Source organism: Mangrovicoccus algicola (assembly GCF_014903745.1).
Taxonomy (GTDB): domain Bacteria; phylum Pseudomonadota; class Alphaproteobacteria; order Rhodobacterales; family Rhodobacteraceae; genus Mangrovicoccus; species Mangrovicoccus algicola.
The window spans coordinates 1-25,225 of sequence record NZ_JACVXA010000043.1; the positions used below are offsets into that span (position 1 = coordinate 1).

The window sequence follows — 25,225 nt, forward strand, 5'->3', positions numbered from 1 at the left end:
CCGCACCCCGGCCACGCGCCATCCTCCCCCACCGCCCCGCGCGGCCACCGCCGGACGGATCGCCGCCCCGTTTCCCCGCCCCCGCCATCGCTGGCAAGGGCGGCAGGACCCGACGGGCCGGACCGCGGCGGAGACGAGCCGACCGGCGTCTCCGGCGGCGCATCTGCGTCAGCCGCCGGACGGCGCCGACCGCGGCCTGGCCCGGCCCGGCAGGCCCGCCCGACGAGCCGCGGCAGGGATCGGGAATGGACCATCAAGGGCACTTGCACTGTCCGGACGGCCGATGTAGAAGCCGCGAACACCACGGCCTTTCACGGCTCTAGGCGAGTTGGCGGAGTGGTGACGCAGCGGATTGCAAATCCGTGTACACCGGTTCGATTCCGGTACTCGCCTCCAATATACTCAAAGACGTAGCTGGTTCCTCTTCTCGGGGTGTCACTGTAGGTATCAGGTTCTTTCCCTGATCCCCGTTCGTTCCCCGTGTCCTTTCGCTTCTCTGCCGCCTGCCGCGCCCGCGTGATCTGCGCCATGTAGCGATAGCTCATCTTGCCGCCGGTCTGCGTCCGCAGGATCGGGCACTCCGCCACAGTACCGCCAAACCGCGCCCGCGCATCGAGCAGCGCGGCTTTCAGCTCCGCTGTGCAGGGCAATTGAAGCGCGCAGCCAGTCTTGTTCCGCTGAACCGCCAACGTGTCGCCGTCAAAGTCCGACCAGGCGGAATCCGCCCACTCCCCTGGCCGCTGCACCGTACCCTCACCGATCTCGAAGATAAGTCGCTCGACAGTCGTCGCATTCTCGCGGAAGGCGGCCACAGCGTGATCTGTCCACGGTGGAAGTGCCGAAGACTGGCGGCAGCGCCGCCGAACATCATGAAATCAAGTTTGCAATAACTGGGATGGCTTGAAGTAGCGCGCCCGCGGCAACAAGGTACAAGCCGCGCGCTGCGCCGCGCCAAGCCTTCTGACTGGCACGGGCAGATTTGGACTTCCGCCAATTCGCTGGGTCGTTCTCCGCCAGTCTTGGCACAGTGTCTTCACCAGATTGGCGCGGGTTCGTCCTGATTGCCCACGATGCCGTCACGGCACCGGCAACTGTGAGAAGAATGCCAGCAAGGGAGGTTACATCCTTCCAGTGCTCAGCCAACCAATCCATGAAGCATGCCGTGCCTTGCTGCCGGCCGGAAGCACGCTTGACCTATCTTCCGGCGGTGCCGCCATGTCGCAGCCTGTCGCGTTCAAGCGTTTTTCTGCTGGCGGGCAGATTGGCGGATGCGGCACCAAAAATCACAAATTTTCAAATTATTTCGAATAAATGTGGCGGAGGAGGTGGGATTCGAACCCACGGTACGCTCTCACGCACGCCGGTTTTCAAGACCGGTGCAATCGACCACTCTGCCACTCCTCCGCGCGGGCCGCCGCCGGAGCGCGGGCCGCCGGACTGTGTCATGACGAGCAATGCGGCCGAGGTCAAGCACGGCCGCGGGTTCCGCCGCCGGGAGCCCCATGGTATCGCGATTGCATGTGGATCGTGACGTAAGGAGAAGCCGATGGCGCTCGTCCAGGAATTCAAGGCCTTCATCTCGCGCGGCAATGTCATGGACATGGCCGTGGGCATCATCGTCGGCGCCGCCTTCACCGGCATCGTCAGCTCGCTGGTCGCGGATCTGATCAACCCGATCCTGGGGCTGATCGTCGGCGGCATCGACTTCACCGACCTGGCCGTCACCTTCGGCGAGGGCGAGACCGCCGCCACCCTGGCCTATGGCCGCTTCATCATGGCCGTGATCAACTTCCTGATCATCGCCTGGGTGGTGTTCCTGCTGGTCAAGCTGGTCAACCGCATCAAGGACGGGCTGACGCAGAAGACCAAGGATGACGAGCCCGATCCCGCCGATGCGGCGGAACTGCCCGCACCCACCGAGACCGAGATCCTCGCCGAGATTCGCGACCTGCTGAAGGCCCGGGCCGCCCCGGGGCCGCAAACCGGCGCGTGACCGCCCGCCCCGGGCGGGGCTTTTCCCGCCCGGCGATCCCGGCTAGGAGGGCCCCGCGCGACGGCGGCCGCAAAGTCGGCGCCATGCGCCAGCCAGGGAGACCCAGATGAATCCGTCAGCCCTCCCGCTCCTGCGGGACCTGGTCCTGGCGGGCGGCGGCCACGCCCATGCCCTGATCCTGCGGCGCTGGGGGATGCGCCCGGTGCCCGGCATCCGGCTGAGCGTGATCAATCCCGGCCCCGTCGCCGCCTATTCGGGCATGCTGCCCGGCCATGTCGCCGGACATTACGACAGCCGGGAAATGGAGATCGACCTCGTGCGGCTGGCGCGGTTCGCCGGGGCGCGCCTGATCGCCGGCGCCGTGACCGGCATCGACGCGCAGGCGCGGCGCCTCGACGTGGCCGGCCGTGGCAGCATCGGCTACGATCTGCTGTCGCTGGATATCGGCATCACCACCCGGATGACCGCACCGCCCGGCTTCGCCGAACACGCCCTGCCCGCCAAGCCGCTGGCGGGATTCGCCGCGGGGTGGCGGGATTTCCTGGCGCAGGTCGCGGCAGGCCATGCGGCACCGCGCGTCGCGGTGATCGGTGCCGGGCTGGCAGGGGCGGAGCTGGCCCTGTCGATGCGCCACCGCCTGTCCGCGATTGCCGCCGGCCCCGCCGTCACGCTGATCGACCATGGCGCCGCCCTCGCGGGCGTGCCCGCCCGCGCCCGGCGCCGCCTGCTCGCAGAACTGGCCGCCTGCGGCATCGCCGTGATCGAAGACGCACCGGTCGCCGCCTTCACCGCCTCCGGCCCCCGCCTGGCCGACGGGCGGCAGATCGCGGCCGCGCTGACCGTGGGGGCCGCGGGGGCCGCCCCCGCCCCCTGGCTGCAGGACAGCGGCCTGGCATTGCGCGACGGATTCGTCGCGGTCGATGCCCATTTGCGCAGCCTCAGCCACGAGACCGTCTTCGCCTGCGGAGATTGCGCGCATCTGAGCGCCTCGCCGCGCCCCAAGGCAGGGGTGTTCGCCGTGCGCGCCGCCCCCGTGCTGGAGCACAACCTGCGCGCCGCGCTGACGGAGACGCCCCTCCGGCCCTTCCGGCCGCAGCGCAGCTATCTGAAACTGGTCTCGCTGGGGCCGAAATCGGCCCTGGCCCAGAAGGGGCCGCTGCTGATGAGCGGGCCGCGGATGTGGCGCTGGAAGGACCGGATCGACCGTCGCTTCATGGAGAAATTCGACGACCTTCCCCCCATGCCCGCCCCGGCCCTGCCCCGCGGCGCCCCGCCCGCGCTGGCCCGCGAATTTCCGTCGGACGCACCGGTATGCGGCGGCTGCGGGGCCAAGGTGGGGGCCGGGGCGCTGAGCCATGCGCTGGCCGGGCTGGCGCCCCCCCAAGCCGCCGAGCTGCAGAACCGGCCGGGCGACGATGCCGCGATCCTGAAGGCCGGGGATCGCTGGCAGGTGATCAGCACGGACCATCTGCGCGCCGTGACCGAGGATTGGGGGCTGATGGCGCGGATCGCGCTGAACCACGCGATGGGCGATGTCTGGGCGATGGGGGCGACACCGCAGCTGGCCTTGGCGCAGATCGTCATCCCGCGGATGTCCGCGGCGCTGCAGGAACGCACCCTGGCCGAGATCACCGCGGCCACCGCGGATCTCTGCACCCGGATCGGCGCGGCGCTGGCGGGCGGTCACACGACCATGGGCGCCGAGACGACGATCGGCTTCACCGTCACCGGGCTCAGCCCGCAGCCGCCGGTCTCGAAGGCCGGGGCGCGCCCGGGCGACGTCCTGATCCTGACCGGCGCGCTCGGCAGCGGCACGATCCTGGCGGGGGAGATGCGGATGCAGGCGCGCGGCGCCTGGGTGGCCGATCTGCTGGGGCAGATGGCCGAGCCGCCCGTGGCGGAGGCCGCCGCGCTGGCCGGGCGCGCCCATGCGATGACCGATGTGACGGGGTTCGGGCTGGCGGGCCATGCGCTGGAGATGGCGCGGGCCTCGGGCGTGCAGATGGTGCTGCAGCTTGACGACCTGCCCTTCCATGACGGCGCGCGGGAGCTTTGCGCGGCGGGCATCCGGTCGACCATCTACGAGGATAACCGCGCGGCGACCAACTGGCAGATGAGCGGACGGAGCGAGGATCCGCGCGTGCCGCTGCTGCACGATCCGCAGACCTGCGGCGGGTTCCTGGCGGCGCTGCCGCGCAAGGCGGCAGAGGAGGCGCTGGCCGAGATCGGGGCGGCAGGCGGCACGGCGCGGATCGTCGGCCATGTGGCACAGGGCGCGCCGGGGATCGTGCTTGGCTGACGATCTGCCGCGCGGACAGACGTGGATTTCCCGCCATCGCCCCTAGATACTGGGGCGAAAGACAAACGGAGACCTCCATGCCCCTCGATCTCGACCTCCTCAAACGCCTTTGCGAAACCCCCGGCGTGCCGGGCGCCGAGGACCGCGTGCGCGACCTGATCCGCGCCGAGGTCCTGCCCCATTGCGACGAGATCCGCATCGATGCGATGGGATCGCTCCTGTGCCGCAAGGCCGGACAGGGCGAGCATCCGCAGAAGGTCATGCTGCTGTGCCACATGGACGAGATCGGCTTCCTCGTCAGCCATGTCAGCGACGAGGGCTGGGTCCATGTCCTGCCCGTGGGCGGGTTCGATCCGCGCACCCTGTTCGCGCGCCGGGTGCTGGTCTGCACCGAGTCGGGCGACCTCAAGGGGGTGATGAACCCCTCCGGCAAGGGGCTGCACATCTCCTCGCCCGAGGAACGCAAGAAGGTCCCCGAGGTGCACGAGTTCTACATCGATCTCGGGCTCGGCAAGGCGGCCAAGGACGTGGTCCGCGTGGGCGACATGGTGGTGATGGACGAACCCTTCCTGGAGATGGGCGAGAAGATCGTGTCGAAGGCGCTCGACAACCGCATCGCCTGCTACCTCGGCATCCAGGCGCTGAAGAGCCTGTCGGGCAGGATGCCGGAGGCCGAGATCCACGTCGCCTTCACCTGCCAGGAAGAGGTCGGGCTGCGCGGCGCGCGCACGGCCGCCCATGCCATTGCCCCCGATATCGGCATCGGCGTGGACACGACCCTGGCCTGCGACACGCCCGGCGTGGGCGAGGTCGACCGGGTGACGAAACAGGGCGACGGCTTCGGCCTGCATCTGCGCGATTCCTCCTTCATCGCCGACAGGGCGCTGGCAGCGGAATTCGCGGCGCTGGCCGACAGCCGCGGCATTCCGTTCCAGCGCACGATGCTGCGCGCGGGCGGACAGGATGGCGCGGCGGCCCAGCAGGCGGCGGCAGGCGCGCGCGCCATCGGCATCGTGGTGGGAACACGCTACATCCACACGGTTTGCGAGATGATCCACAAGGGCGACCTGGAAGCGGCCGAGGCCGTTCTGGCAGCCTATCTGGGCGGCTTGTGACCGGAGGGGGCGGCGACGCCCCCTTTCCCCCGCCAGGGGCGGAACATGCCGGGCAGAAACGCAAAAACCCGGCCGCAAGGGCCGGGTTTTGCATATCTCCCGAAGGAGAAGTGGCGCGGTTGACGGGGCTCGAACCCGCGACCCCCGGCGTGACAGGCCGGTACTCTAACCAACTGAGCTACAACCGCGTTGTCCGGCGCGTATAGCCATGGGTGCGGGCGGCCGCAAGCATTTTCCTTACGTCACCCCGGAAATTTTCCCGCCCCGCCCGGCGCGCAGATCGAACAGCCCGTATGCCGCCACGAGAAGGAAACAGCCCCCCGGCACCAGATAGCCCGCGACGGGCCCCGCCGCGTCGGCCACCGCGCCGAAGACCAGCGGCAGGAGCGCGCCGCCGAGGATCGCCATGACCAGCCCGGCCGAGCCGAATTTCGTGTCCGCGCCCAGCCCCTCCAGCGCGATGCCGTAGATGGTGGGAAACATCAGCGACAGCGCGGCGGAACACGCCACCACCGCCGCCACCCCGATCCCGCCGGGCAGCAGCACCGCCACCAGGCACAGCCCCGCCCCCAGCGCCGCCATCAGGGCCAGCAGCAAGGCGGGACGCACCCGCCCCATGACCCAGGTCATCACGAAGCGCGAGACGAGGAAGACCAGCAGGCTGGCCTGCAGGTACCAGCCCGCCTGCGCCTCGGTGCCGCCGATGGCCGCGATCACGTAGGGAATGGTGAAGGTCCAGACGCAGGTCTGCGCGCCGACATTGAAGAACTGCGCCGCCACGCCCAGCCGGTAATGCCGGTTGGCCGCCAGCCGCCGCAGCGTTGCGCCGACGCGCAGCTGGCGATCCGCCGCCGCCGCGCTTTCGCCCGCGGCGGGCATGGGGCACAGCGCCACCGCCAGCCACAGCACCGCCAGCACCGCGGCAAAGCCGACATAGGGGGTCATCACCGCCTGCAGCTCGGCGGATCTCATTGCCAGCAAGGCCTCCCGGCCCAGCCCGGCACGGTCCTCGGCGCTGGCCGGGTTCAGATGCGGCAGGATCAGCACCGTCGAGAGCAGGACGCCGATATTCGTGCCCACGGGGTTGAAGGCCTGGGCCAGGTTCAGCCGCCGCGTCGCCGTGGCTTGCGGCCCCAGCGCGATGACCAGCGGATTGGCCGAGGTTTCCAGGATCGACAATCCCCCCGCCAGCAGGAACAGCGCCGCCAGGAAAGTGCCGTAGGTCATGGTCAGGCTGGCGGGATAGAACATCACCGCGCCGAGGATCGCGCAGCCCAGTCCCGTCAGGATGCCCGCCCGGTAGGAAAACCGGCGGATCAGGAAGGCCGCCGGCAGCGCGAGGCAGAAATACGCCCCGTAATAGGCGAATTGCACCAGCGAGGCCTGCAGCGTGCTCATGGAGAAGACGCGGCTAAAGACCTGCACCAGCGGATCGGTCATGTTCGCCGCTACGCCCCAGGCCGCGAAACAGGCGGTGATCAGAATGAAGGGGAGCCGACCCGTGCCGATGCGCGCCGCGTGCCGGCCGCCCCCTGCCGAAGTTGCAGTTTCGGATGCCATCTTGCCCTCCCCCGAATTAATCAAACCAGTAGACTAATAAGGCGGCCCATGTCCACGCCGGAGCGACAGGCAAACGCAATCTCCCCGGCGCACGGGGCGCCGGGGCGATTTGCCTTCAGGATGTCCTGAGGGAGGTCCACGTAAGTGGCGCGGTTGACGGGGCTCGAACCCGCGACCCCCGGCGTGACAGGCCGGTACTCTAACCAACTGAGCTACAACCGCGTGTGGCGGGGGATAGTCATAGCCACGGGGGAGGTCAAGCCGCTTTCGGCAGGTTTTTGATCCTCCCCTGCGTCACCCTCGCCTCCCGGCCTCAGCGCGGCGGGGCGGGGATGAATTCGGCGTCATCGCCCGGGGGGAGCCGGAACCGGCCATGCGCCCAGTCCCCCTTGCGCCAGGCTTCCTTGGCCTCCTCGATGCGCTCCTTCGAGGACGCCACGAGGTTCCACCAGATATAGCGCGGCCCTTCCAGGGTTTCGCCGCCGAGGATGACCAGCCGCGCCCCCTGGCCGCCCGCCCGCAGGGTAATCTCGTCGCCCGGACGGAAAATCGCCATCCGCCCGGCCGCATGTTCCTCGCCCGCGACCAGAACCGACCCCGCGGTGACGTAGATCCCGCGATCCTCGTGATCGGCAGGAAGCGGAATGGCCGCGCCCGGCTCCAGCACGGCATCGGCATAGATCATGTCCGAGAAGGTCCGCACCGGCGCCTTCTCGCCCCAACCGCGGCCGAGGATCAGCCTGACGGACTTGCCCTCTCCCTCCAGCAGCGGCAGCGCCTCCTTGCCGGCATGGTCGAATTCCGGCGCCCGGTCCTCGTGATCCTTCGGCAGCGCGACCCAGGTCTGGATGCCGAACAAGCCATGCGGCGCGGCGCGCATGGCGCCGTCGGTGCGTTCGGAATGGGTGATCCCGTTGCCGGCGACCATCCAGTTGACCGCCCCCGGTTCGATCCACTGGTCCGTTCCCAGCGAATCGCGATGATGCAGCCTGCCGCGATACAGGTAGGTGATGGTCGCCAGGCCGATATGCGGATGCGGCCGCACGTCGATCCCCTGCCCGGTCACGAATTCCGCCGGCCCCATCTGATCGAAGAAGATGAACGGACCCACCATCTGCCGCTTCGGCGCAGGCAGGGCGCGGCGCACCTCGAAACCGCCGATATCGCGGGCACGGGGGATGATCAGCGTGTCGATCAGGTCCACCTGATCGCCGATCGGCGTCTGCGGGTCGAGCACGGGATTCCAGGACATGGGCATTCCTCCGGTTGCAGCATCGAGGATACGCCATACCGGGCCCGCGCAAACCGGCGTTTCTCAAGGTGAGATGTGCGGAAACGCGCAGTATTGCCATGTCAACCAAGGTTGTCGCGCACTGACGCGCCAACCCCGGGGCATGTCAACTTGCGGATCGCGTACCGGCCCCATTCCTGCCTGACGCCCGGCACAGGCCAGCTCGGCCGCGATGCCGAGCCTCGCGCGGACCGATCTGGAGGCCACCGGACCCGGTGAACCGCGCTACACTTCGCGAAACGACCGTAAGGATTTGAAATCATGGTGGGTGATGACGGGCTCGAACCGCCGACCACTTCGGTGTAAGCGAAGCGCTCTACCAACTGAGCTAATCACCCGGCGCGGTCCGCTTAGCGAATGCCCGGGGGTGATGCAAGCCGGGGACGCGCAGCAGGCTCCGTTCCGGCGGCGGCAACCGCGTCGCGGGCCCGCCGCGCCGGGCCGCCCGGCCGGGACGGCGCAGCAGCTCAGGGCAGCGGAGCCGGATCCCGCAGCGAGGTGATGTCATCCACCGCGACGGTGGCGCCATTGGCCAGCAGCGCCTCGGCCCCGTCTGCGCCGCGCCGCATTTCCCGGATCGCCGAATAGGTCACGATCGCGGCCTCCGTGACCTCCCCCGAAACCGGATCGACGCTTTGCAGGCTGGCCAGGTAGACGCCTTCGGGCGCGCGCTGGCCATTCTCCGTCCGGCCGTTCCAGGTCGCGGCCTGCGCTTGCGCGCTGACATCCACGCGCCGTACCACCTGCCCTGAACCGTCACGGATCAGCAGCTTTCGCGCCGCGTCACCCGGACCCTGCGGCAGATCGAGCGCGACCGGTTCCCCGTCGAAGCTGATGAGGCTTGCCACTCCCGCCTCCTTTCCGACCCAGGCGGCGAGCGTGTCCAGCTGACCCGCACCGCCCAGCCCGCCCCGGATCGATCCCAGAAGCTCGTTGGTCAGCACCTGCTGCTCCACCCCGGAAAACGTGGCCAGCTGGACCGCGAAATCGGCACTGTCCATGGGGTTGAGCGGATCCTGGTTCTGGATCTGCGCCGTCAGCATGCGCAGGAAGGTGGTGAAATCCGACGAGATCGTTCCCTCCCCGCCCGCGGTTCCGGTCGAACCCGCGGTGGCGGTGGTGGCGGGCTGCACGGCCTGAATGTTATCTATCGTCATATGTCATATCCGGATATCCATGGTGGAATGAGGGCTGAGGGCGTATCCCGCGGCCGGTTTCCGCATCTCCTCCGCCGCGCTCCGGCCTTCTGCCGGGACCGAAAATTCCGCAGCGGGCGCAGGCTCTTGCCGGGCGTCCTTCTCCTGCCCGGAGGAAAAGCTGAAATCCAGGTTGCTGTACCCGGCATCGAGAAGCTCGGCTTCCAGATGTTCGAGATGCCGCCGCAGCAGGGCCGTCGTATCCGGACGGTCGGAATGGATCGAGACCGACATCACCCCGTCCCGCGATGACAGGGTGATTTTCACCTCCCCCAGTTCAGGCGGATCCAGCGACAGCACGAACTGGTCGCTTTCCTTGCGCTGGATCGCCGTCGCGATCTGCACATGCGCGGCCTGGACGGGCGCGTTGCGCGCGCCGTCCGGCGCGGCGGGCGCGCCATGCGTGGCAACGCTGAGACCCTGAGCCGCCGGCTCCGCCCTGCCGGGCTGCCCCTGCTGGATGCGGGTTCCGGTCTCGGCGATGTTTCCCGCCTCCTCCGGGATCGCGCCCGCCGGGTCGCTGACGCGCCAGGGCGCCTTCGGCATGTCGGCATGGCCCGCCTGCTGGGGAACCGTCACCACGATGCGCGGATCCCGCAGGTCCGGCAAGGCATGCGGCGGCGCCACGGAATGATCGCCCGCCGCCCCTCCGGCCGAAGCCGCGACCAGGGGCGGCGCCGGTTTCGGCAGGGCGCCGGGCATCTCCGGGAGCCCCTCCGCCGCCTCGGCAGGTGCAGCGACGGAGCCTGACGCGATGACCGGGCCGGTCCGCCCATCCGGGAAAACCGCCGGGCCGCGCGCCACCGGACCCGGCGCGGGAAACGGGAGCTCCACGGCACCGTCATTTGCCTCCGGCCGGGGAATTCCGCCCGGATCGGGCAGATCCGCCGCAACCGGAAGCGCCGCAATCCGGGGGGGCGCCGCCGGACCGCCCGGCCGCGCGCCGGACGGCAGATCATCGCGGACCGGGGACAGCGGCAGCGGGGCGGACGCGGGCAGCGCCGCTTCCTCCGTGGCGGACAGGGCCAGACGGGGATCCGCCGCCTCCTCCACCGCGATGGAGGGCCCGCTTCCCGCCTCCTCCTCCTGGGCGATCGCATCGGTTGCCGCCCCATCCTGCTCGACTTCGTCGGCCGCGGCGCCCGCCGGCAGCAGGATCATCGCCTTCGGTTCCTCCGGCGCCTCGCCGGACGGACGCGCCAGGCGCCGGAACTCGCCCAGAAAGCTTCCCTTCGGCTGGTCATGCTCCGGGGCGGGACCGGCGGTTGCGGCACCCTCCTGCCCGGTGAGGGGACCACCCACGGAAGAGGATTTTCCGGCGGACGGTTTTGCGGCATCCGCGGATGCCGGTTTCGACGAAACGACGCTGGGAAGAATGTCCATGAAACAGGTCCAGTTCTCGAAGATCAGCGGTGAATTATATGATTCGTGCTTACAAGTTGTTTACTTCGCCCGGCTAGCTCTGGGGACATACAGGAGGCGACATCATGACCGGCGACATTTCCCCCCTTGCAGGTTCCTTTCCGCCCCGCCCCGCCCATTGCGGCCAGATGGCGAAGCTGGCCGGCGAGGTGGAAACGAACTTTCTCTATGAATTCATGAAAACGGCCGAACCCGAAGAGTCCGGGTCCGGCTTTTCCGGAGGCATCGGCGAGGATCAGTTCAGCAGCTTTCTCACGCTTGAACGCGCCAGGCAGCTGTCCTCCTCCGGCGCGCTCGGCCTGTCGGAGATGATCGTGAAGAACCTCGGCTGCATGGAAGGACAGGCACCATGACCCCGGCCGCGACGCTTGCCGCGCTGCTGCGCCGCCAGGGCGATGCGCTGCTTTGCGGCGATCTCGACAGCCTCCGGGATCTTGCCGGGCAACTGGAACAGGCCTGCGACAGGCTGGACCGCGAGGGCGGCGTCTCCCGGGCGGAGCTGGCCGCCATCAACGGGATGGCAAGGCGCAACATGAAGCTGATCGATGCTGCACGCTCCGGCGCGTCGGCGGTGGAGCGCCGCCTGAAGGACATTGCCGACCTGTCCGGCGGTCAGCGCGTCTATGGCGCCCGAGGCGGCGCGCGGCTGCTTCATGACGGACCGGCGGGGCAGGCCCGCAAGGTGTAAGGCAGCGCAGGGCGCCCATTGCGGTCTGCAACCGACGCGCCTGCTGCGCCGGGATCAGTTCTGTCGGCGGATCTGCAGCCAGCGGGTCCAGCTGCTCCGGCTTCCGGCAAAGGCATTCAGGTCGACCTGCCCGCCGATCCCGCGCACCACGCCCGTTCCGGTATACTGCCAGAAAGACCAGCTTTCCTGCGGATAGCGCTCGGACGGGTGCCCGGCCACCGAGCGCAGCCAGAACTCCGCCCCCTGGATCGCGCCCAGCCCGTTTTCCTCGTAGAAATCGGGCGTGGTATACACCACCGGCACGGTGCCGTAATGGCGTCCCACGATGTCCAGATAAGTGCGTATATCGGCGCGCACCGTCGCCGGATCGGGCCGCAGTCGGCAGGTGCGGGACTGGTGGTTCCATTCCATGTCCAGAACCGGCGGCAGGTCGCCCTGGCGGCGCGGCACGTTCTGGATGAACCAGCTGGCCTGCTCCCGTGCGGTGCGACAGAAATAATAGAAATGATAGGCCCCGACCGGCACCCCGGCCGCGCGGGCATTCGCATGGTTCAGCGCGAAGGCCGGGTCGGCATAGTCGCCGCCCTCGGTCGCCTTGAGCCAGGCGAATTCCACCCCGGAGGCGCGCGCCGCGGCGAAATCGATCTCGCCCTGATACCGCGCCGCGTCGATCCCGTGAACGGCGTAGCGGTCGGGCGCGATCCGCCCCCGCCAGTCCGTCGGCCTGAGATCGCCGAATTGGCGGGGAATGCCGTAGGCGCGATAGTCGGAGGGATCAAGCTGTCGCGGCTCGCCCAGGCGCGGCGTGCCCGGCGCATTCGGGCCGCTGCCGCAGGCGCTCAGCAGCAGGACCAGGGCGGCAAGCGCAAGACGGCCTGCGCGCAGGCGCGGCATCGGGTGGGACATCGGGTGCTCCATTCTTGTGGCCGGCGGGACTGCTCGGGTCCGGCCCGCGGATTCATCGCGACGATAGCATATCCGCGCGCCGGGCGAAGCCGTCTCGACACCCGCGGATCACCTGCAGCCATTGCTTGTTCGCCGCGATCGCCTAGTCTGGCCGAGAGGCAAATCACAAAGAACACGGGCAAGGCACATGTATATCACCAGAAGAGGTTTCGGACTGGGCGCTCTGGCCGCGGCGGGGCTGGCAGGCTGCGCCGGGCCGGTCACGCGCGGACCGGATGCCGCCGCGGGTCTGGCTCCCGACCTGCTGCCGCAGCGCAATGCGGGCTATGACGCCTGGGTCGCCGGATTCCGGCCGCGGGCCCGCGCCAAGGGCATCTCCGATGCCACGCTGTCCCGCGCCTTCCGCAACGCGGGCTTCCTGCCCGGGGTCGTGTCGCGCGACCGCAACCAGGCGGAATTCTCCCGGACGCTCGAGGACTACCTCTCCACCGCCGCTTCGGATGAACGGGTCTCCAAGGGGCGCGCGGCCTATGCGCGGCACCGCTCCACGCTGGAGGCGCTGCAATCGCGCTACGGGGTCGATGCCCAGATCATCTGCGCGATCTGGGGGCTGGAAAGCTATTACGGCGAAAGACGCGGCAATATCCCGGTCATCTCGGCGCTTTCCACCTTGGGCTACGAGGGGCGGCGCGGGCAGTTCTTCGAAAGCCAGCTGATCGCGGCGCTGCAGATCATCCAGGCCGGCGATATCGACCCTGAACACATGACCGGAAGCTGGGCGGGCGCGATGGGCCATACCCAGTTCATCCCGACCTCCTACCTGGCCTTCGCCGTCGATTTCACCGGCGACGGGCGGCGCGACATCTGGTCGGAGGACCCGACCGACGCGCTGGCCTCCACCGCCGCCTACCTGGCCAAGAACGGCTGGGTGCGCGGCCAGCGCTGGGGCAAGGAATACCTGGGCGGCGCGGTCTCGGGCAGCCTGATCCAGCCGCAGCCGGGCGGGCCGCGCTTCGACGTCACCCGCAATTTCAGCGTCATCAAGCGCTACAACAATTCCGATTCCTACGCGATCGGCATCGGCCACCTGTCGGACCGCATCGCCGGGGGCGGCCCGCTGCGCACCCCCTTCCCGCCGGATCGCTACGGCATGACCAAGGATGACCGCATGGCGCTTCAGTCGCGGCTGACGCGGGCGGGCTATGATACCGGCGGCGTCGACGGAGTGCTGGGCCCGAAAAGCCAGGAGGCAATCTCGGCCTATCAGCGCGCGCGCGGCCTGCCCGTCACCGGCGAGCCGTCGCTGCAATTGCTGTCGATGCTCGGCTGAGCCTCAGTCCCAGGCCACGGAGCGCAGCAGATTCGCCCGCGCCGTGGCCAGATGCGCCGCGAACAGCCGGACCGCCTCCTCGGGGCGGTCCGCCGCCACGGCTTCCAGCACCCGCAGATGCTCCTCCGCGGCGCCGCGGTTGCGGGCGAATTCATCCTCCTTGCGCCACTGATAGTGGTAATGGACGATGATCGAGATGCGCTGCATGAACTCGTCGAAGAACCGGTTCCCGCCCGCCGCGCAGACCAGCGCGTGAAACCGGGCATCCAGCGCCGGGAAAGCCGCCAGCCCCGCCTCGGGCCCGTCGAGGATCCGCCGATGCGCCGCAGCCAGCGCCGCGACCTCCGCCCGGTCGGGGCGGGCCGCCAGCGCGCGCATGGCCCGCATCTCGATCAGCTCGCGCATCTCGAACATCTCGGTCGCGAAGGCACGGGTGAACCCCTTCAGGCGCCAATGCCGGTTCGGCTCCTTCGCGATGAGCCCCATCGGCTCGAAGCGGATCAGGAAATCGCGCACCGCCGCCACCGGCACGCCGAAGCGCCGCGACAATTCGCTTTCGTTCAGCGCGGTGCCCGGCGGCACGTTGCCCTCCAGGATCCAGCCCAGGAAACGACCGGGAAAGGCCGCTGCCGGATCCTCGGGCGGATCGGGCCGGTCCGCGGGCCCGGGCAGCCGCAGGAGCCGCTTGTCCCGCCCTTCCCAGACGATCAGCCCGCGCCCGGCCAGATGCGCCAGGATGCTGCGCACCGTCGTCCGGCTCAGCCCCAGCCGCGCCGCGATCTCCTGTTCCGACCCCAGCCCCGCCCCGGGCACCATCCCCGCGAGATCGTCGAGAAAGGCCGAAACCCCGGCAACGAAGGCCCGATTGCGCCGCGACATCGCGATCCCCCTCTTGCCCCGGCGGGGCGCGTGGTGTTTGGTTCATTATAAATAAAAGACCGACACATGGCGCAAGCGCCGACAGCCATCGAGGATACACATGCCCGCCCCCACCCCCGTCGTCCAGTTCGGAACCTCCCGTTTCCTGCAGGCCCATGCCGACCTGTTCTTCTCCGAGGGCACGCCCGAAGGCGCGATCACCGTCGTGCAGAGCTCGGGCGACCCGTCCCGCGCGGGGCGGCTGGGCGCGCTGGCCGCGCCCGGGGGCTATCCGGTGCTGATCCGCGGCATCGAGGAGGGCGCGGTCGTGGACGAGGAACGCCGCGTCCACTCCGTCAAGCGGACGCTGTCGACGGCATCGGACTGGGCAGAGCTGTCGCGGATCGTCACCGAAGAGGCCGAGGTGATCCTGTCGAATACCGGCGATGCGGGCTATGATCCGAAACCCGCCGATACCGCCGCGGCCCCCGAGCAGGCGATGAGCTATCCGGCCAAGCTGTTCCACCTGCTGAAGGCGCGCCACGCTGCGGGCAAGGCACCGCTGACCATCTTCCCGATGGAGCTGATCCCCGATAACGGCCATGTGCTGAAGGCCCGGGTGCTGGACATCGCCGCGCAGCAGGGGGCCGATTCCGCCCTGACCGGCTGGCTCGGCACCTGCATCTGGGCCAACAGCCTGGTCGACCGCATCGTCTCGGCGCCGCTGGACCCCGTCGGCGCGGTGGCCGAACCCTACGCGCTCTGGGCGATCGAGGCGCAGCCCGGCCTGGACGCCCCGGTCACCCACCCCTCGGTCCGGATGGTCGACAGCCTTGAGACGATCGAACGGCTGAAGCTGCACATCCTCAATCTCGGCCATACCGCCATGGCCGCCTACTGGCAGCAGGCGGGCGCGGCGCCCGACGCGATCGTGCGCGATCTGCTCGAGGGGCCGGTGGGCGACAGGCTGGCCCGGGTGATGGAAGAGGAGGTGATCCCCGGATTCGCCGCGCGCGGCATGGAGGAGGAGGCCCGCGCCTACCTGGCCGTCACGCTGGAACGGTTCGCCAATCCCTTCCTCGACCACCGCATCGCCGATATCGCGCAGAACCACCCGCAGAAGATCGAGCGCCGCATCGCGGCCTTCCTGTCCTGGGTGCGGGCGGCGCAACCCGGTTTTGCCGCGCCTGCGCTGGATGCGATCTGCGCGGCGGCGGTTCCGGCCTGACCTCCGGCCGGGCGCCCGGCGCCCGGCCCCCCTTCTGCAGGGGGGCGCAAAAAGCGAAACGCGCGACAGAAACCTGCCGCGCGATCATGCCGTTCAAGATGTGGCCCGCCGGAGCGGGCGCGCCGGATCAGGCCGCGGCCTGCGCCTTGGCGATGTCCTTCTTGATCTTCAGCGCAGCGTCGGACAGGTCCGCATCCTTGGCTTTCGCCAGGAAGGCGTCCAGGCCACCGCGGTGATCGACGGTGCGCAGCGCAGCCGCGGAGATCCGCAGCTTGAAGGAGCGGCCGAGCGCATCGGAAATCAGCGTGACATCGTTCAGGTTCGGCAGGAAACGACGCTTGGTCTTGTTGTTGGCGTGGCTGACATTGTTGCCAACCATCGGGCCCTTACCGGTCAGTTCGCAACGGCGCGACATGGGGGTATCCTCGTCTGGTGTCAGCCATACGGCAAGCGGCATGGCGTGTGGTTTTTAACGTCAAAGCAGCGCGGAAAAACCCCGCGCCGCCCGAGTTGCGGTGTCATATGGGGAGTCTCCGGGAAGGTCAAGCGCAAAGGCACCGCTTCCCGCCCCCTCCCCGTCAGCGCAGATGCTCCAGCAGGGCGGCGCTGGCATAGCCGTCGGGCACGAGCCCCCGGGCCGACTGGTACCGGCGGATGGCGCTGATCGTGTTCGGGCCGATCCGGCCGTCCACCCCGTCGGTGGAGAAGCCCGCCGCGGTCAGCCGGGTCTGAAGCTCCTTCTTCTCCGCCGACTTCAGCGCGCGGTCGCCGCGCGGCCAGTCGCGGGTGAAGGCGGGGCCGCCTTTCAGCCGGTCCGACAGGTGCCCCACCGCGATCACGTAGGAATCGGCGGCGTTGTAGCGTTCGATCACGTTGAAGTTCTGGAAGATCATGAAGGCCGGTCCCCGCGCGCCCGCAGGCAGCAGGATCGCCGCCTTGCCGTGATCGGCGACGCGGGCGCCGTCCATGCCGCGCACCCCCATGCGGGTCCAGGCGGAGACGGGGCGCCGGATGTCGTGATCGGCCTGGGCATAGTCGAATCCCTGCGGAAGCTGCACCTCGACGCCCCAGGGCCGGTTCTGCGCCCAGCCGAAGCGCGCGAGGTAGGACGCCGTGGAGGCCAGCGCGTCGGACGGGTCCTCCGACCAGATGTCGCGCCGCCCGTCGCCGGTGAAATCCACCGCATATTGCAGGAAGGAGGTCGGCATGAACTGGGTATGGCCCATCGCGCCGGCCCAGCTTCCGGTCATGTGGCGCGGATCGGTATCGCCCGCCTGCAGGATCTTCAGCGCCGCGACCAGCTGTTCCTCGAAGAACGCGCCGCGGCGCCCGTCATAGGCCAGCGTCGCCAGGGCCGGGATGATCGGGGTCGAGCCGCGATAGGTGCCATAGGCGCTTTCCAGGCCCCAGACCGCGACGACGACCTCCTTGTCGACCCCGTATTTCGCCTCGATCCGGTCCAGCACCGGACCCCAGCTGGCCAGCGCGGCGCGGCCATTGGCGATGCGCGTGGGCGAGACGGCGCTGTCGAGATAGTCCCACAGGCTGCGGGCGAATTCCGCCTGGTTGCGGTCCCGGCCGATCACGTCGGTATCGTATTCGACGCCCTGGAAGGCCCGGTCGAAGGTGCGCGCCGAGATCCCCTGGGACAGGGCGCGCCCGCGGAACCCGCTGATCCAGCGGGCAAAGCCGGTATTGGCCACCACCGGCATCACCATGACCCCGTCACCGGCGGGGCGCGCCAGCGGGCGCGGCGAGGGCGTGACCGCGCGGGTGACCGCCGGACCCTCGCCGGCCTGCGCGGCGCAATGAAGGGGAAGAAACGTCAAAAGGCCTGCATAGGCGAGCGCCGCGATCCTGGCTGCCATGGTCCTGCTCCTGCTCTGAGACTGCTCTCGGGGGCGTTTGTTCTTGGTCTTGTCATTTTGAATGGATTCTAGCGCAACTGCGGCAGATCTCCTAGTCTATGCGCAGGGCCCGGCCGGAATCGGCAAAGGCGACCGCAGAAACCTTCCCTCGCGTAAACCTTTTGTTAACCCTTGCCGTGCCATCCCTGCAATGGAGGGGGCCGCCGGTGCCGCCTCCGGGGCGTCAGCCCTGATTTCATGACCAAATCATTTCAGGCAGCCCACCGTTCCTGCCATGGCATGCCCAAGGCCTGACCCTTCCCGAGGCGGCTTGGCGGTGTGTCAGGTTTCTTCCTGCCGGGGAAGGCGCGGATCGGGGGCATTAAAGGCGGCGGAGGGATGCCGGATCCGTCGCGGCCAGGCCGCGGCGCTCCTGCATCCTTCCGACCCCGTCTTCGCGGCGGGGCATCGCTCCTGCCCGGCAGCGCAGCGCGCCGGGGAAGCGCCCCCCTTCACACGCGCGCTCGGCACACCTGCCGGACCTGCGCCGCGCCGCCACCGGGCCAGCCGACCCGGTCCGGCAGGCTTACTTGCGGCGGCTGCGCGTCACCTTGCGCCCGCCACCCCCTGCTCCGGCGGACGGACCGAAGCGTCGGCCGGGGCCCTTTCCCGGCCCCTTCCGCTTGGGCGCCTTGCGCCCGAATGGCGGCGCGCGGCGGGCGCCGGTGCGGGTCACTTCCTCGCCCTCCACCTCCAGCAGCTCCAGCAGGACGCCGCCGGTGACCGGCTCGGTCTCCTGCAGCTTCACCAGCGCGCGCTGGCCGGTGGTGAAGACCCGCCCCGATTCCGAGCCCATCAGCGACTGCGTCGCCGGATCGTGGTGGAAGAATTCATGTCCCAGCGTGCGCACCGGCACCAGCCCGTCGGCGCCGGTCTCGTCGAGCTTCACGAACAGCCCGAATTTCGCCACGCCCGCGATCCGCCCGGTCATCTCGGCCCCGACCCTCTCGGCCAGGAAGGCGGCCAGATAGCGGTCGGTCGTGTCGCGTTCCGCCGCCATCGACCGCCGCTCGGTATCCGAGATATGCTGCGCGGTCTTCTCCAGGCCCTCCTCCTCCGCGGGGGTGATCCCGTCCGGCCCCCAGCCATGCGACGCGATCAGCGCGCGGTGCACCACGAGGTCGGCATAGCGCCGGATCGGCGAGGTGAAATGCGCATAGGCCTTCAGCGCCAGGCCGAAATGGCCCAGGTTGGTCGGCGTGTAATAGGCCTGGGTCATCGAGCGCAGCGTGGTCAGGTTGATCAGCTCGGCCTGGTCCGTCCCCGCCGCCTGCTGCAGCAGGCGGTTGAGATGCGCGGTCTTCAGCACCTGCCCCTTGGCCAGCACCAGCCCCGAGGCGGTCGCGGTCTCGCGCAGCGCCTCCAGCTTGTCGGGATCGGGCTCCTCGTGGATGCGGAACAGCAGCGGCTGGCGCTTGGCGATCAGGGTCTCGGCGGCGCAGACATTGGCCATGACCATGAATTCCTCGATCAGGCGATGCGCCTCCAGCCGGTCGCGGAAGGCGACCGAGGTCACCCGCCCGTCCTCGCTGAGCTGGATGCGCCGCTCGGGCAGGTCCAGTTCCAGAGGCTGGCGCCGCTCGCGCGCCTTGGCACAGGCGGCATAGGCGGCGAAAAGCGGCCGGATCACCGTATCGGCCAGCATCTCGGCGCGCTCGGAGGACGGGCGGCCATCCATGACGGCCTGCGCCTCCTCATAGGTCAGCGAGGCGGCCGAGCGCATCAGCGCGCGGTGGAAGGAATGGCCGCGCTTGGCGCCCTCGGCATCGAAGACCATCCGCAGCGCGATCACCGGCCGCGCCACGCCCTCGTGCAGCGAACACAGATCGCCCGACAGCCGGTCGGGCAGCATCGGCACCACGCGGTCGGGGAAATAGGTGGAGTTGCCGCGCTTGCGCGCCTCGCGGTCCAGCTCGGATCCCGGGGTCACATAGGCGGCGACATCGGCGATGGCGACCCAGACGACATGGCCGCCGGGATTGCCCGGATCCTCGTCCGGCGCGGCATGGACGGCATCGTCATGGTCGCGCGCATCGGCGGGGTCGATCGTCACCAGCGGCAGGTCGCGCAGATCCTCGCGCCCCGCCAGCCCCGCGGGCTTCGCCCGGTCGGCCTCCGCCACCACCGCATCGGGGAAATCGTCGGGGATGCCGTGCTGGTGGATGGCGATCAGCGACACGGCCTTGGGCTGGGACGGATCGCCCAGCCGGGTGATGACCCGCGCCTGCGGCAGGCCCATGCGCACCCGCGGCCCGGACTGTTCGGCCTCGACCAGCTCGCCATCCTTCGCGCCATGGCTGGCACCGGGCGGCACGCGCCATTCGCGGTCGGATTTCTTGTCGACCGGCACGATCCGCCCGCCCTCGGCGGATTTGCGATACAGCCCCAGGATCCGCTGCGGATTATGCCCGATCCGGCGCACCAGCCGTGCGGTATAGGCATGATCCGCCTCGCCCTCGACCTTCTGCACGCGCGCCAGGATCCGCTCGCCCGGCGCCAGCGCCGGGTCGTTCAGCCGCGGCCGGATCAGCACGCGCGGCTCGGGGCCCTCGCCCTGCCATTCCAGCGGACGGCCGAACAGGTCGCCATCGGCATCCGGCGCCTCCACCATCAGGATGGAGACCGGCGGCAGCCGTTCGGGGTCGCGATAGCTCTTTCGGCGCTTCTCCAGGTGGCCCTCGGCCTCCAGGTCCTTCAGCACTGCCTTGAGCCCGATCCGGTCCGCGCCCTTCAGCCCGAAGGCCTTGGCGATGTCACGTTTCGAACTGAGCGCGGGATTGTCGGAGATCCAGGCGAGGATCTCCTCCTTGGTCGGAATACGGTTCATGAATCGCGCATAGCACGCGCCCGGGGCGGCGTCACGGGGAAGCGCAGGGCCCGCGCGCGCCGCGCCGGATCACGCCCCGGCGGCGGTGACCAGGTTGATCTCGGCCGGGAGGTGAAGGCCGTCGGGGCGGTCCCATTGCGAGAAGGTGATCGCCACGCTGTCCAGGATCGCCTCCAGATCGGCCGCGTCGCCCGCCTTCTCGCGCATCAGGCCGCCGACCGGGCCGATGAAAGGGATCGTCCGCATCACCGCGTCAAGCCCGCCGGGATGATGCAGCACGACCTCTTCGGTGCGGATCTGCGGCCGGGCATATCCCGCCGCGCTCAGCAGCGCGGCGATCCGCGCCGGATCCTGCAGCGCCATCGGCCCCGGCGCCTCGGGATCGCCGGGCGCCCCCCGGCCCAGCCGCGCCTCGGCGGCGGCACGGGGCACGTGGAACCAGGGATTGCGGGCGGATCCGCTCCAGGCGGCGAAGACCAGGCGCCCGGCCCGGGCAAGCTGGCGGCGGATATTGGCGAAGGCGGCCTGCGGATCGGCGAAGAACATCACCCCGAAGCGCGACAGCGCCAGGTCGAAGGGCCCGCCCATCTGCGCGGTCTGCGCATCCGCCCGCAGGAAGGCGGCATCGGCGACGCCCTCCGCCGCGGCCCGGTCCCGGGCCCGCGCCAGCAGCACCTCCGAGATGTCGGCCCCCGTCACCTGCCCCTGCGGCGCGACCGCCCGCGCCGCCGCCAGCGTCGTGGCCCCGGCGCCGCAGCCGATATCGAGCACCCGCATCCCGGGCCGCGGCGCGGCCAGCGCCATCAGCCGGTCGGCCACCCCCTGCTGCATCAGGTCCAGGTCGGGCTGGAACTCCGCCCAACGTTCTCCGGGCCCCTTGTTCCAGAAATCGTGCTGCGCGTCGTCGGTATCACTCATGAGCGGAGACTCCTTCGCCGCGACGCTAACCCCGGGCAGGCCCCGGGTCGAGGCCCGGGGCGGGATATTTCCCCTGCCTGCAGCGAGGGCAGAACCGCCCCTTTTTTGCGCATCCGCGAAATCGCCGCGCCATCGCCCCGGCAGCCGCCCCGCCCGCGGCCTGCAATACCGGGCGCCGCGGCAGGGTTCGGAATTTCCGATCCCCTGCCAAGCGAAAAGCTTCTGGCCCGCGCCGCGCGGGACGGGCCCGCTATGCCCGCATGGCAAGCGGAGACGGGCATGACGGCAGAGACCTATGACTACATCATCATCGGCGCGGGTTCGGCGGGCTGCGTGATCGCCAACCGCCTGTCGGCCGGATCGGCCACGGTCTGCGTGATCGAGGGCGGCGGCCGCGAAGGCGCGCCCAACGTGCAGGTCCCCGCCGGCATCCTGTCGCTCTACGGCAACCCGAAATACGACTATGCCTATACCGGCACGCCGCAGCCCGAACTGAACAACCGCCGCATCCCGGTCAATCGCGGCAAGGCGCTGGGGGGATCCTCGACGATCAACTCCATGCTGTTCATCCGCGGGGCCTGCTCCGACTATGACGAATGGGCCGAGCTGGGCTGCGAGGGCTGGGCCTGGGACGATGTGCTGCCGGTCTTCAAGGCGCTGGAACGCAACGTGATCGGCCAGTCGCCCGACTGGCACGGGCAGGATGGCGAGGTCTTCGTCGACCGCCCCAGGGACCCCAACCCCGTCTCTGCCATGTGGGTCAGGGCGGGCCGCGCCGCCGGGCTGCAGGAGAACACGGATTTCAACGACGGCACCCAGGAAGGCCTGGGCATCTACGACGTGACCCAGAAGGACGGCAGGCGCTGGTCCTCCTACCGCGCCTTCCTGAAGCCGGTGGAGGACCGCCCGAACCTGACGGTCCTCTCCGGCACCGAGACGCGGCGGCTGGTGCTCGAAGGCAGGCGCGTCACCGGCGTCGTGGTGGCGGGCCCCGAGGGCGAACGGGAAATCCGCGCAGGCCGGGAGGTGATCCTGTCGGGCGGGGCGATCGGGTCGCCCGCGCTGCTGATGCGCTCGGGCATCGGGCCGGGCGAAATGCTGAAGGCGGCGGGCGTCGGGGTCGTCCATGACCTGCCCGGCGTGGGACAGAACCTGCGCGACCATGTCGACGGCATGATCACCGTGCGCTCGGACTCGATCATGACCCTGGGGCTGTCGGTCGGCAACCTGCCCTCGATGATCGCGGCTCCGCTCCAGTGGCTTGCCGCCCGCAAGGGCATGCTGAGCACGAACTATGTCGAGGCCGGGGGCTTCGCGCGCACGCGGCATGCTGGGACGGAGCCCGACATCCAGTTCCATTTCGTCCCCGGCTATCGCAGCCACCGCGGCAAGCTGGTCGAATACGGCCATGGCTATGCCGTCCATACCTGCGTGCTGCGCCCGAAATCCGTGGGCGAGATCCGGCTGGCCGCCGATGGCACCATGGAGATCGACCACCGGTTCTTCACCGCGCCCGAGGATGCCGCGACCCTGGTGGAGGGCATCAAGCTGGCGCGCCGGATCCTGGCCGACCCGGTCTTCGAGGCGATCCGCGGCCCCGAGATCCTGCCCGGTCCCGGCGTGCAGAGCGATGACGAGATCCTCGCCTATCTGCGTGCCGAGGCGCTGACCGTCTACCACCCGGTCGGCACCTGCAGGATGGGCACCGACCCGATGGCGGTGATCGACCCCGCGCAGATGAAGGTGCGCGGCATCGAGGGGCTGCGCGTGGCGGATGCCTCGGTCATGCCGACCCTGATCGGCGGCAATACCAACGTGCCCAGCATGATGATCGGGGAACGCTGCGCCCGCGCGGTCCTTGCCGCTTAGGCAGGGGCTAAGCAGCGGTGACGGAGGTAATGCTTTTGCCCCGCCCCCGCATGCGGCAGCACGGAGGGGACAGGGACATGCCGGAAAGGAACGCGACCATGGCCATCGAGACGACACAGGCGCTGGTGGTCGGCGCCGGACAGGCGGGCATCGCGATGAGCGAGCACCTGTCCCGGGAGGGGATCGACCATCTGGTGCTGGAACGCGCCCGCATCGCCGAGCGCTGGCGCTCGGAACGCTGGGATTCGCTGGTGGCCAACGGTCCGGCCTGGCATGACCGCTTTCCGGGGCTGGATTTCGAGGGCCACGACCCCGGCGCCTTCGTCGGGAAGGAGGCGGTGGCCGACTACTTCGTGCGCTATGCCGGGAAGATCGCCGCCCCCGTGCGCTGCGGCGTCGAGGTGACGCGCGTCGCGCGGCTGGACGGGCGGCCGGGCTTCCGCGTGGAGACCGCCGAGGGCGTGATCGAGGCCCGGACCGTCATCGCCGCCACCGGCCCGTTCCAGAAACCGGTGATCCCCGCCATCGTGCCGCGGGAGGCCGGGATCGCGCAGCTGCATTCCTCCGCCTACCGCAATCCCGGCCAGCTGCCCGACGGCGCGGTGCTGGTCGTGGGCGCCGGCGCGTCGGGCGCGCAGATCGCGCAGGAACTGAACGAGGCCGGGCGCAGGGTCTTCCTGGCCGTCGGGCCGCATGACCGCCCGCCGCGCCGCTATCGCGACCGCGATTTCGTCTGGTGGCTGGGCGTGCTGAACAAGTGGGACATGGAAACCCGCCCCGGGGCGCGGCATGTCACCTTCGCCGTCTCGGGGGCTCATGGCGGGCAGACCGTCGATTTCCGCCGCATGGCCGCGCAGGGCGTCACGCTGCTGGGCCGGGCCGAGCGCTACGCGCAGGGCACGCTGTCCTTCACCCCGGACCTGGCCGAAAGCCTCGCCCATGGCGACCGCAATTACCTGGCGGTGCTGCGCGAGGCGGACGCCTTCGTCGCCCGCAACGGGCTCGACCTGCCCGAAGAGCCGGAGGCGCACGAAATCCCCGCGGATCCCGCCTGCGTCACCGACCCGATCCTGTCGCTGGACCTGGCCGCCGAATCCGTCGGCGCGATCATCTGGGCGACCGGCTTCACCCAGGACTATTCCTGGCTGCCCGAAGGCGCGCGCGACGAGGCCGGGCGGCCCCGGCATGCGCGCGGGGTCTGCACCGCCGAGCCGGGGATCTATTATCTCGGCCTGCCCTGGCAGACCCGGCGCGGCTCCTCCTTCATATGGGGGGTGTGGCACGATGCGGCCGCCATCGCCGGACATATCGCCATGCAGCGCGCCTATCTCGCCCATCAGCCGGCCCATGCGCCGCAAACCGAAACCGCCTGAGCCCCGACCCGGAGACCCCAAGTGGCCCATACCCGCATCCGTCCGTTCAACACCCGCGACACCTATCCCGAGCAGAAGCTCGACAACGACCTCGCCCAGGGCGTCGTCGCCCGCGGCACCACGATCTTCCTGCGCGGCCAGTGCCCGCAGGACCTCGACACCGCGCAGAACATCGACAGCCACGACCCGGTGGAGCAGACCCACAAGGTGATGCAGAACATCCGCCAGCTGGTCGAGGAATCCGGCGGCAGGATGGAGCATGTCTGCAAGCTGGTCGTCTACCTCACCGACGTGCGCCACCGCGAGGCGGTCTATCGCACCATGGGCGAGTATATCCGCGGCGTGCACCCGGTCTGCACCGGGCTGGTCGTCGTCGCCCTTGCCCGGCCCGAATGGCTGGTCGAGATCGACGCCACCGCCGTGATCCCGGACTGAACGAAAGGCA

At 69.6% G+C, this 25,225-nt stretch carries 20 protein-coding genes and 5 tRNA genes; 11 read left to right on the forward strand and 14 right to left on the reverse strand.

What is annotated here, in order from left to right; genetic code table 11:
• Positions 1-322: 322 nt before the first annotated feature.
• Positions 323-396: transfer RNA gene (locus ICN82_RS13795), tRNA-Cys, on the forward strand.
• A 918-nt stretch (positions 397-1,314) separates the two neighbouring features.
• On the opposite strand, the gene ICN82_RS13800 is transcribed toward ICN82_RS13795, so the two are convergent.
• Positions 1,315-1,404: transfer RNA gene (locus tag ICN82_RS13800), tRNA-Ser, on the reverse strand.
• Between the two features lie 142 nt (positions 1,405-1,546).
• On the opposite strand from ICN82_RS13800, the gene mscL reads away from it, so the two are divergent.
• The 3 genes from mscL to ICN82_RS13815 all read left to right on the forward strand — a co-directional run bounded on the left by mscL (position 1,547) and on the right by ICN82_RS13815 (position 5,407).
• Complete coding sequence (mscL, locus tag ICN82_RS13805; protein WP_193183782.1) at positions 1,547-1,993, forward strand: large-conductance mechanosensitive channel protein MscL; 447 nt, start codon at positions 1,547-1,549, stop codon at positions 1,991-1,993.
• 106 nt (positions 1,994-2,099) lie between these two features.
• Positions 2,100-4,292, forward strand: a complete 2,193-nt coding sequence (selD, locus tag ICN82_RS13810; protein ID WP_193183784.1) for a selenide, water dikinase SelD — start codon at positions 2,100-2,102, stop codon at positions 4,290-4,292.
• 77 nt (positions 4,293-4,369) lie between these two features.
• Positions 4,370-5,407: a M42 family metallopeptidase gene (locus ICN82_RS13815; protein WP_193183786.1), complete on the forward strand. Its 1,038-nt coding sequence runs from the start codon at positions 4,370-4,372 to the stop codon at positions 5,405-5,407.
• Positions 5,408-5,518: 111 nt separating this feature from the next.
• Here ICN82_RS13815 and ICN82_RS13820 read toward each other — a convergent pair.
• The 7 genes from ICN82_RS13820 to fliK all read right to left on the reverse strand — a co-directional run bounded on the left by ICN82_RS13820 (position 5,519) and on the right by fliK (position 10,756).
• Positions 5,519-5,595: transfer RNA gene (locus ICN82_RS13820), tRNA-Asp, on the reverse strand.
• Positions 5,596-5,644: 49 nt separating this feature from the next.
• The gene (gene fucP / locus ICN82_RS13825; protein WP_193183787.1) at positions 5,645-6,967 is read right to left on the reverse strand and encodes an L-fucose:H+ symporter permease; all 1,323 of its coding nucleotides are present in this window, start codon (positions 6,965-6,967) and stop codon (positions 5,645-5,647) included.
• Between the two features lie 145 nt (positions 6,968-7,112).
• Positions 7,113-7,189 (reverse strand) — tRNA-Asp (locus tag ICN82_RS13830).
• A 91-nt stretch (positions 7,190-7,280) separates the two neighbouring features.
• The gene (locus ICN82_RS13835) at positions 7,281-8,219 is read right to left on the reverse strand and encodes a pirin family protein (RefSeq protein ID WP_193183789.1); all 939 of its coding nucleotides are present in this window, start codon (positions 8,217-8,219) and stop codon (positions 7,281-7,283) included.
• 301 nt (positions 8,220-8,520) lie between these two features.
• Positions 8,521-8,596: transfer RNA gene (locus ICN82_RS13840), tRNA-Val, on the reverse strand.
• A gap of 129 nt (positions 8,597-8,725) precedes the next feature.
• Positions 8,726-9,415 carry a flagellar hook capping FlgD N-terminal domain-containing protein gene (locus tag ICN82_RS13845; protein WP_193183798.1) on the reverse strand — a complete coding sequence of 230 codons (690 nt, stop codon included), beginning with the start codon at positions 9,413-9,415 and terminating at the stop codon, positions 8,726-8,728.
• A gap of 3 nt (positions 9,416-9,418) precedes the next feature.
• Positions 9,419-10,756, reverse strand: a complete 1,338-nt coding sequence (gene fliK / locus ICN82_RS21665) for a flagellar hook-length control protein FliK (protein WP_193183799.1) — start codon at positions 10,754-10,756, stop codon at positions 9,419-9,421.
• Positions 10,757-10,941: 185 nt separating this feature from the next.
• Between fliK and ICN82_RS13855 the strand changes: the two genes are divergently transcribed.
• Positions 10,942-11,229, forward strand: a complete 288-nt coding sequence (locus ICN82_RS13855) for a rod-binding protein (RefSeq protein ID WP_226898491.1) — start codon at positions 10,942-10,944, stop codon at positions 11,227-11,229.
• On the forward strand, positions 11,226-11,564 hold the full coding sequence (locus tag ICN82_RS13860; RefSeq protein ID WP_193183801.1) for a hypothetical protein: 339 nt from the start codon (positions 11,226-11,228) through the stop codon (positions 11,562-11,564). The genes ICN82_RS13855 and ICN82_RS13860 overlap by 4 nt, the downstream gene beginning before the upstream one ends.
• Before the next feature lie 54 nt (positions 11,565-11,618).
• On the opposite strand, the gene ICN82_RS13865 is transcribed toward ICN82_RS13860, so the two are convergent.
• Entirely contained in the window at positions 11,619-12,470 is an 852-nt protein-coding gene (locus ICN82_RS13865; RefSeq protein ID WP_226898492.1) for a glycoside hydrolase family 25 protein, read from the reverse strand.
• Positions 12,471-12,657: 187 nt separating this feature from the next.
• On the opposite strand from ICN82_RS13865, the gene ICN82_RS13870 reads away from it, so the two are divergent.
• Positions 12,658-13,800 (forward strand): lytic murein transglycosylase, encoded by a 1,143-nt coding sequence (locus ICN82_RS13870; RefSeq protein ID WP_193183803.1) that lies wholly within the window; start codon positions 12,658-12,660, stop codon positions 13,798-13,800.
• Positions 13,801-13,803: 3 nt separating this feature from the next.
• Here ICN82_RS13870 and ICN82_RS13875 read toward each other — a convergent pair whose 3' ends face one another.
• The gene (locus ICN82_RS13875) at positions 13,804-14,679 is read right to left on the reverse strand and encodes a GntR family transcriptional regulator (protein WP_193183805.1); all 876 of its coding nucleotides are present in this window, start codon (positions 14,677-14,679) and stop codon (positions 13,804-13,806) included.
• A gap of 100 nt (positions 14,680-14,779) precedes the next feature.
• On the opposite strand from ICN82_RS13875, the gene ICN82_RS13880 reads away from it, so the two are divergent.
• The gene (locus tag ICN82_RS13880; RefSeq protein ID WP_193183807.1) at positions 14,780-15,886 is read left to right on the forward strand and encodes a mannitol dehydrogenase family protein; all 1,107 of its coding nucleotides are present in this window, start codon (positions 14,780-14,782) and stop codon (positions 15,884-15,886) included.
• Positions 15,887-16,013: 127 nt separating this feature from the next.
• On the opposite strand, the gene rpmB is transcribed toward ICN82_RS13880, so the two are convergent.
• From rpmB to ICN82_RS13900, 4 genes are all read right to left on the reverse strand, one after another.
• Complete coding sequence (gene rpmB, locus ICN82_RS13885; RefSeq protein WP_193183809.1) at positions 16,014-16,301, reverse strand: 50S ribosomal protein L28; 288 nt, start codon at positions 16,299-16,301, stop codon at positions 16,014-16,016.
• A gap of 163 nt (positions 16,302-16,464) precedes the next feature.
• Complete coding sequence (locus ICN82_RS13890; protein WP_193183811.1) at positions 16,465-17,754, reverse strand: lytic murein transglycosylase; 1,290 nt, start codon at positions 17,752-17,754, stop codon at positions 16,465-16,467.
• A gap of 565 nt (positions 17,755-18,319) precedes the next feature.
• The gene (rnr, locus tag ICN82_RS13895) at positions 18,320-20,620 is read right to left on the reverse strand and encodes a ribonuclease R (protein ID WP_193183813.1); all 2,301 of its coding nucleotides are present in this window, start codon (positions 20,618-20,620) and stop codon (positions 18,320-18,322) included.
• Positions 20,621-20,689: 69 nt separating this feature from the next.
• A complete protein-coding gene (locus ICN82_RS13900; protein WP_193183815.1) occupies positions 20,690-21,538 on the reverse strand; it encodes a class I SAM-dependent methyltransferase in 849 nt (282 codons plus the stop codon).
• A gap of 279 nt (positions 21,539-21,817) precedes the next feature.
• Here ICN82_RS13900 and ICN82_RS13905 point away from each other — a divergent pair, with 279 nt between their 5' ends.
• From ICN82_RS13905 to ICN82_RS13915, 3 genes are all read left to right on the forward strand, one after another.
• Positions 21,818-23,407 carry a GMC family oxidoreductase gene (locus tag ICN82_RS13905; protein WP_193183817.1) on the forward strand — a complete coding sequence of 530 codons (1,590 nt, stop codon included), beginning with the start codon at positions 21,818-21,820 and terminating at the stop codon, positions 23,405-23,407.
• Between the two features lie 98 nt (positions 23,408-23,505).
• Positions 23,506-24,780, forward strand: coding sequence for a flavin-containing monooxygenase (locus ICN82_RS13910; RefSeq protein WP_193183844.1), 1,275 nt, complete (start codon positions 23,506-23,508; stop codon positions 24,778-24,780).
• Positions 24,781-24,801: 21 nt separating this feature from the next.
• The gene (locus ICN82_RS13915; RefSeq protein ID WP_193183819.1) at positions 24,802-25,215 is read left to right on the forward strand and encodes a RidA family protein; all 414 of its coding nucleotides are present in this window, start codon (positions 24,802-24,804) and stop codon (positions 25,213-25,215) included.
• The last annotated feature ends 10 nt before the right edge of the window (positions 25,216-25,225 follow it).

Coding starts and splice junctions, on each gene's coding strand:
- ICN82_RS13910 (WP_193183844.1), top strand. CDS start 23,506: ATGGCCATCGAGACGACACAGGCGCTGGTGGTCGGCGCCGGACAGGCG.
- ICN82_RS13860 (WP_193183801.1), top strand. CDS start 11,226: ATGACCCCGGCCGCGACGCTTGCCGCGCTGCTGCGCCGCCAGGGCGAT.
- ICN82_RS13890 (WP_193183811.1), bottom strand. CDS start 17,754: ATGGCAGCCAGGATCGCGGCGCTCGCCTATGCAGGCCTTTTGACGTTT.
- ICN82_RS13875 (WP_193183805.1), bottom strand. CDS start 14,679: ATGTCGCGGCGCAATCGGGCCTTCGTTGCCGGGGTTTCGGCCTTTCTC.
- mscL (WP_193183782.1), top strand. CDS start 1,547: ATGGCGCTCGTCCAGGAATTCAAGGCCTTCATCTCGCGCGGCAATGTC.
- ICN82_RS13855 (WP_226898491.1), top strand. CDS start 10,942: ATGACCGGCGACATTTCCCCCCTTGCAGGTTCCTTTCCGCCCCGCCCC.
- ICN82_RS13905 (WP_193183817.1), top strand. CDS start 21,818: ATGACGGCAGAGACCTATGACTACATCATCATCGGCGCGGGTTCGGCG.
- rpmB (WP_193183809.1), bottom strand. CDS start 16,301: ATGTCGCGCCGTTGCGAACTGACCGGTAAGGGCCCGATGGTTGGCAAC.
- ICN82_RS13845 (WP_193183798.1), bottom strand. CDS start 9,415: ATGACGATAGATAACATTCAGGCCGTGCAGCCCGCCACCACCGCCACC.
- fucP (WP_193183787.1), bottom strand. CDS start 6,967: ATGGCATCCGAAACTGCAACTTCGGCAGGGGGCGGCCGGCACGCGGCG.
- ICN82_RS13880 (WP_193183807.1), top strand. CDS start 14,780: ATGCCCGCCCCCACCCCCGTCGTCCAGTTCGGAACCTCCCGTTTCCTG.
- selD (WP_193183784.1), top strand. CDS start 2,100: ATGAATCCGTCAGCCCTCCCGCTCCTGCGGGACCTGGTCCTGGCGGGC.
- ICN82_RS13870 (WP_193183803.1), top strand. CDS start 12,658: ATGTATATCACCAGAAGAGGTTTCGGACTGGGCGCTCTGGCCGCGGCG.
- ICN82_RS13865 (WP_226898492.1), bottom strand. CDS start 12,470: ATGTCCCACCCGATGCCGCGCCTGCGCGCAGGCCGTCTTGCGCTTGCC.
- ICN82_RS13900 (WP_193183815.1), bottom strand. CDS start 21,538: ATGAGTGATACCGACGACGCGCAGCACGATTTCTGGAACAAGGGGCCC.
- ICN82_RS13815 (WP_193183786.1), top strand. CDS start 4,370: ATGCCCCTCGATCTCGACCTCCTCAAACGCCTTTGCGAAACCCCCGGC.
- rnr (WP_193183813.1), bottom strand. CDS start 20,620: ATGAACCGTATTCCGACCAAGGAGGAGATCCTCGCCTGGATCTCCGAC.
- ICN82_RS13835 (WP_193183789.1), bottom strand. CDS start 8,219: ATGTCCTGGAATCCCGTGCTCGACCCGCAGACGCCGATCGGCGATCAG.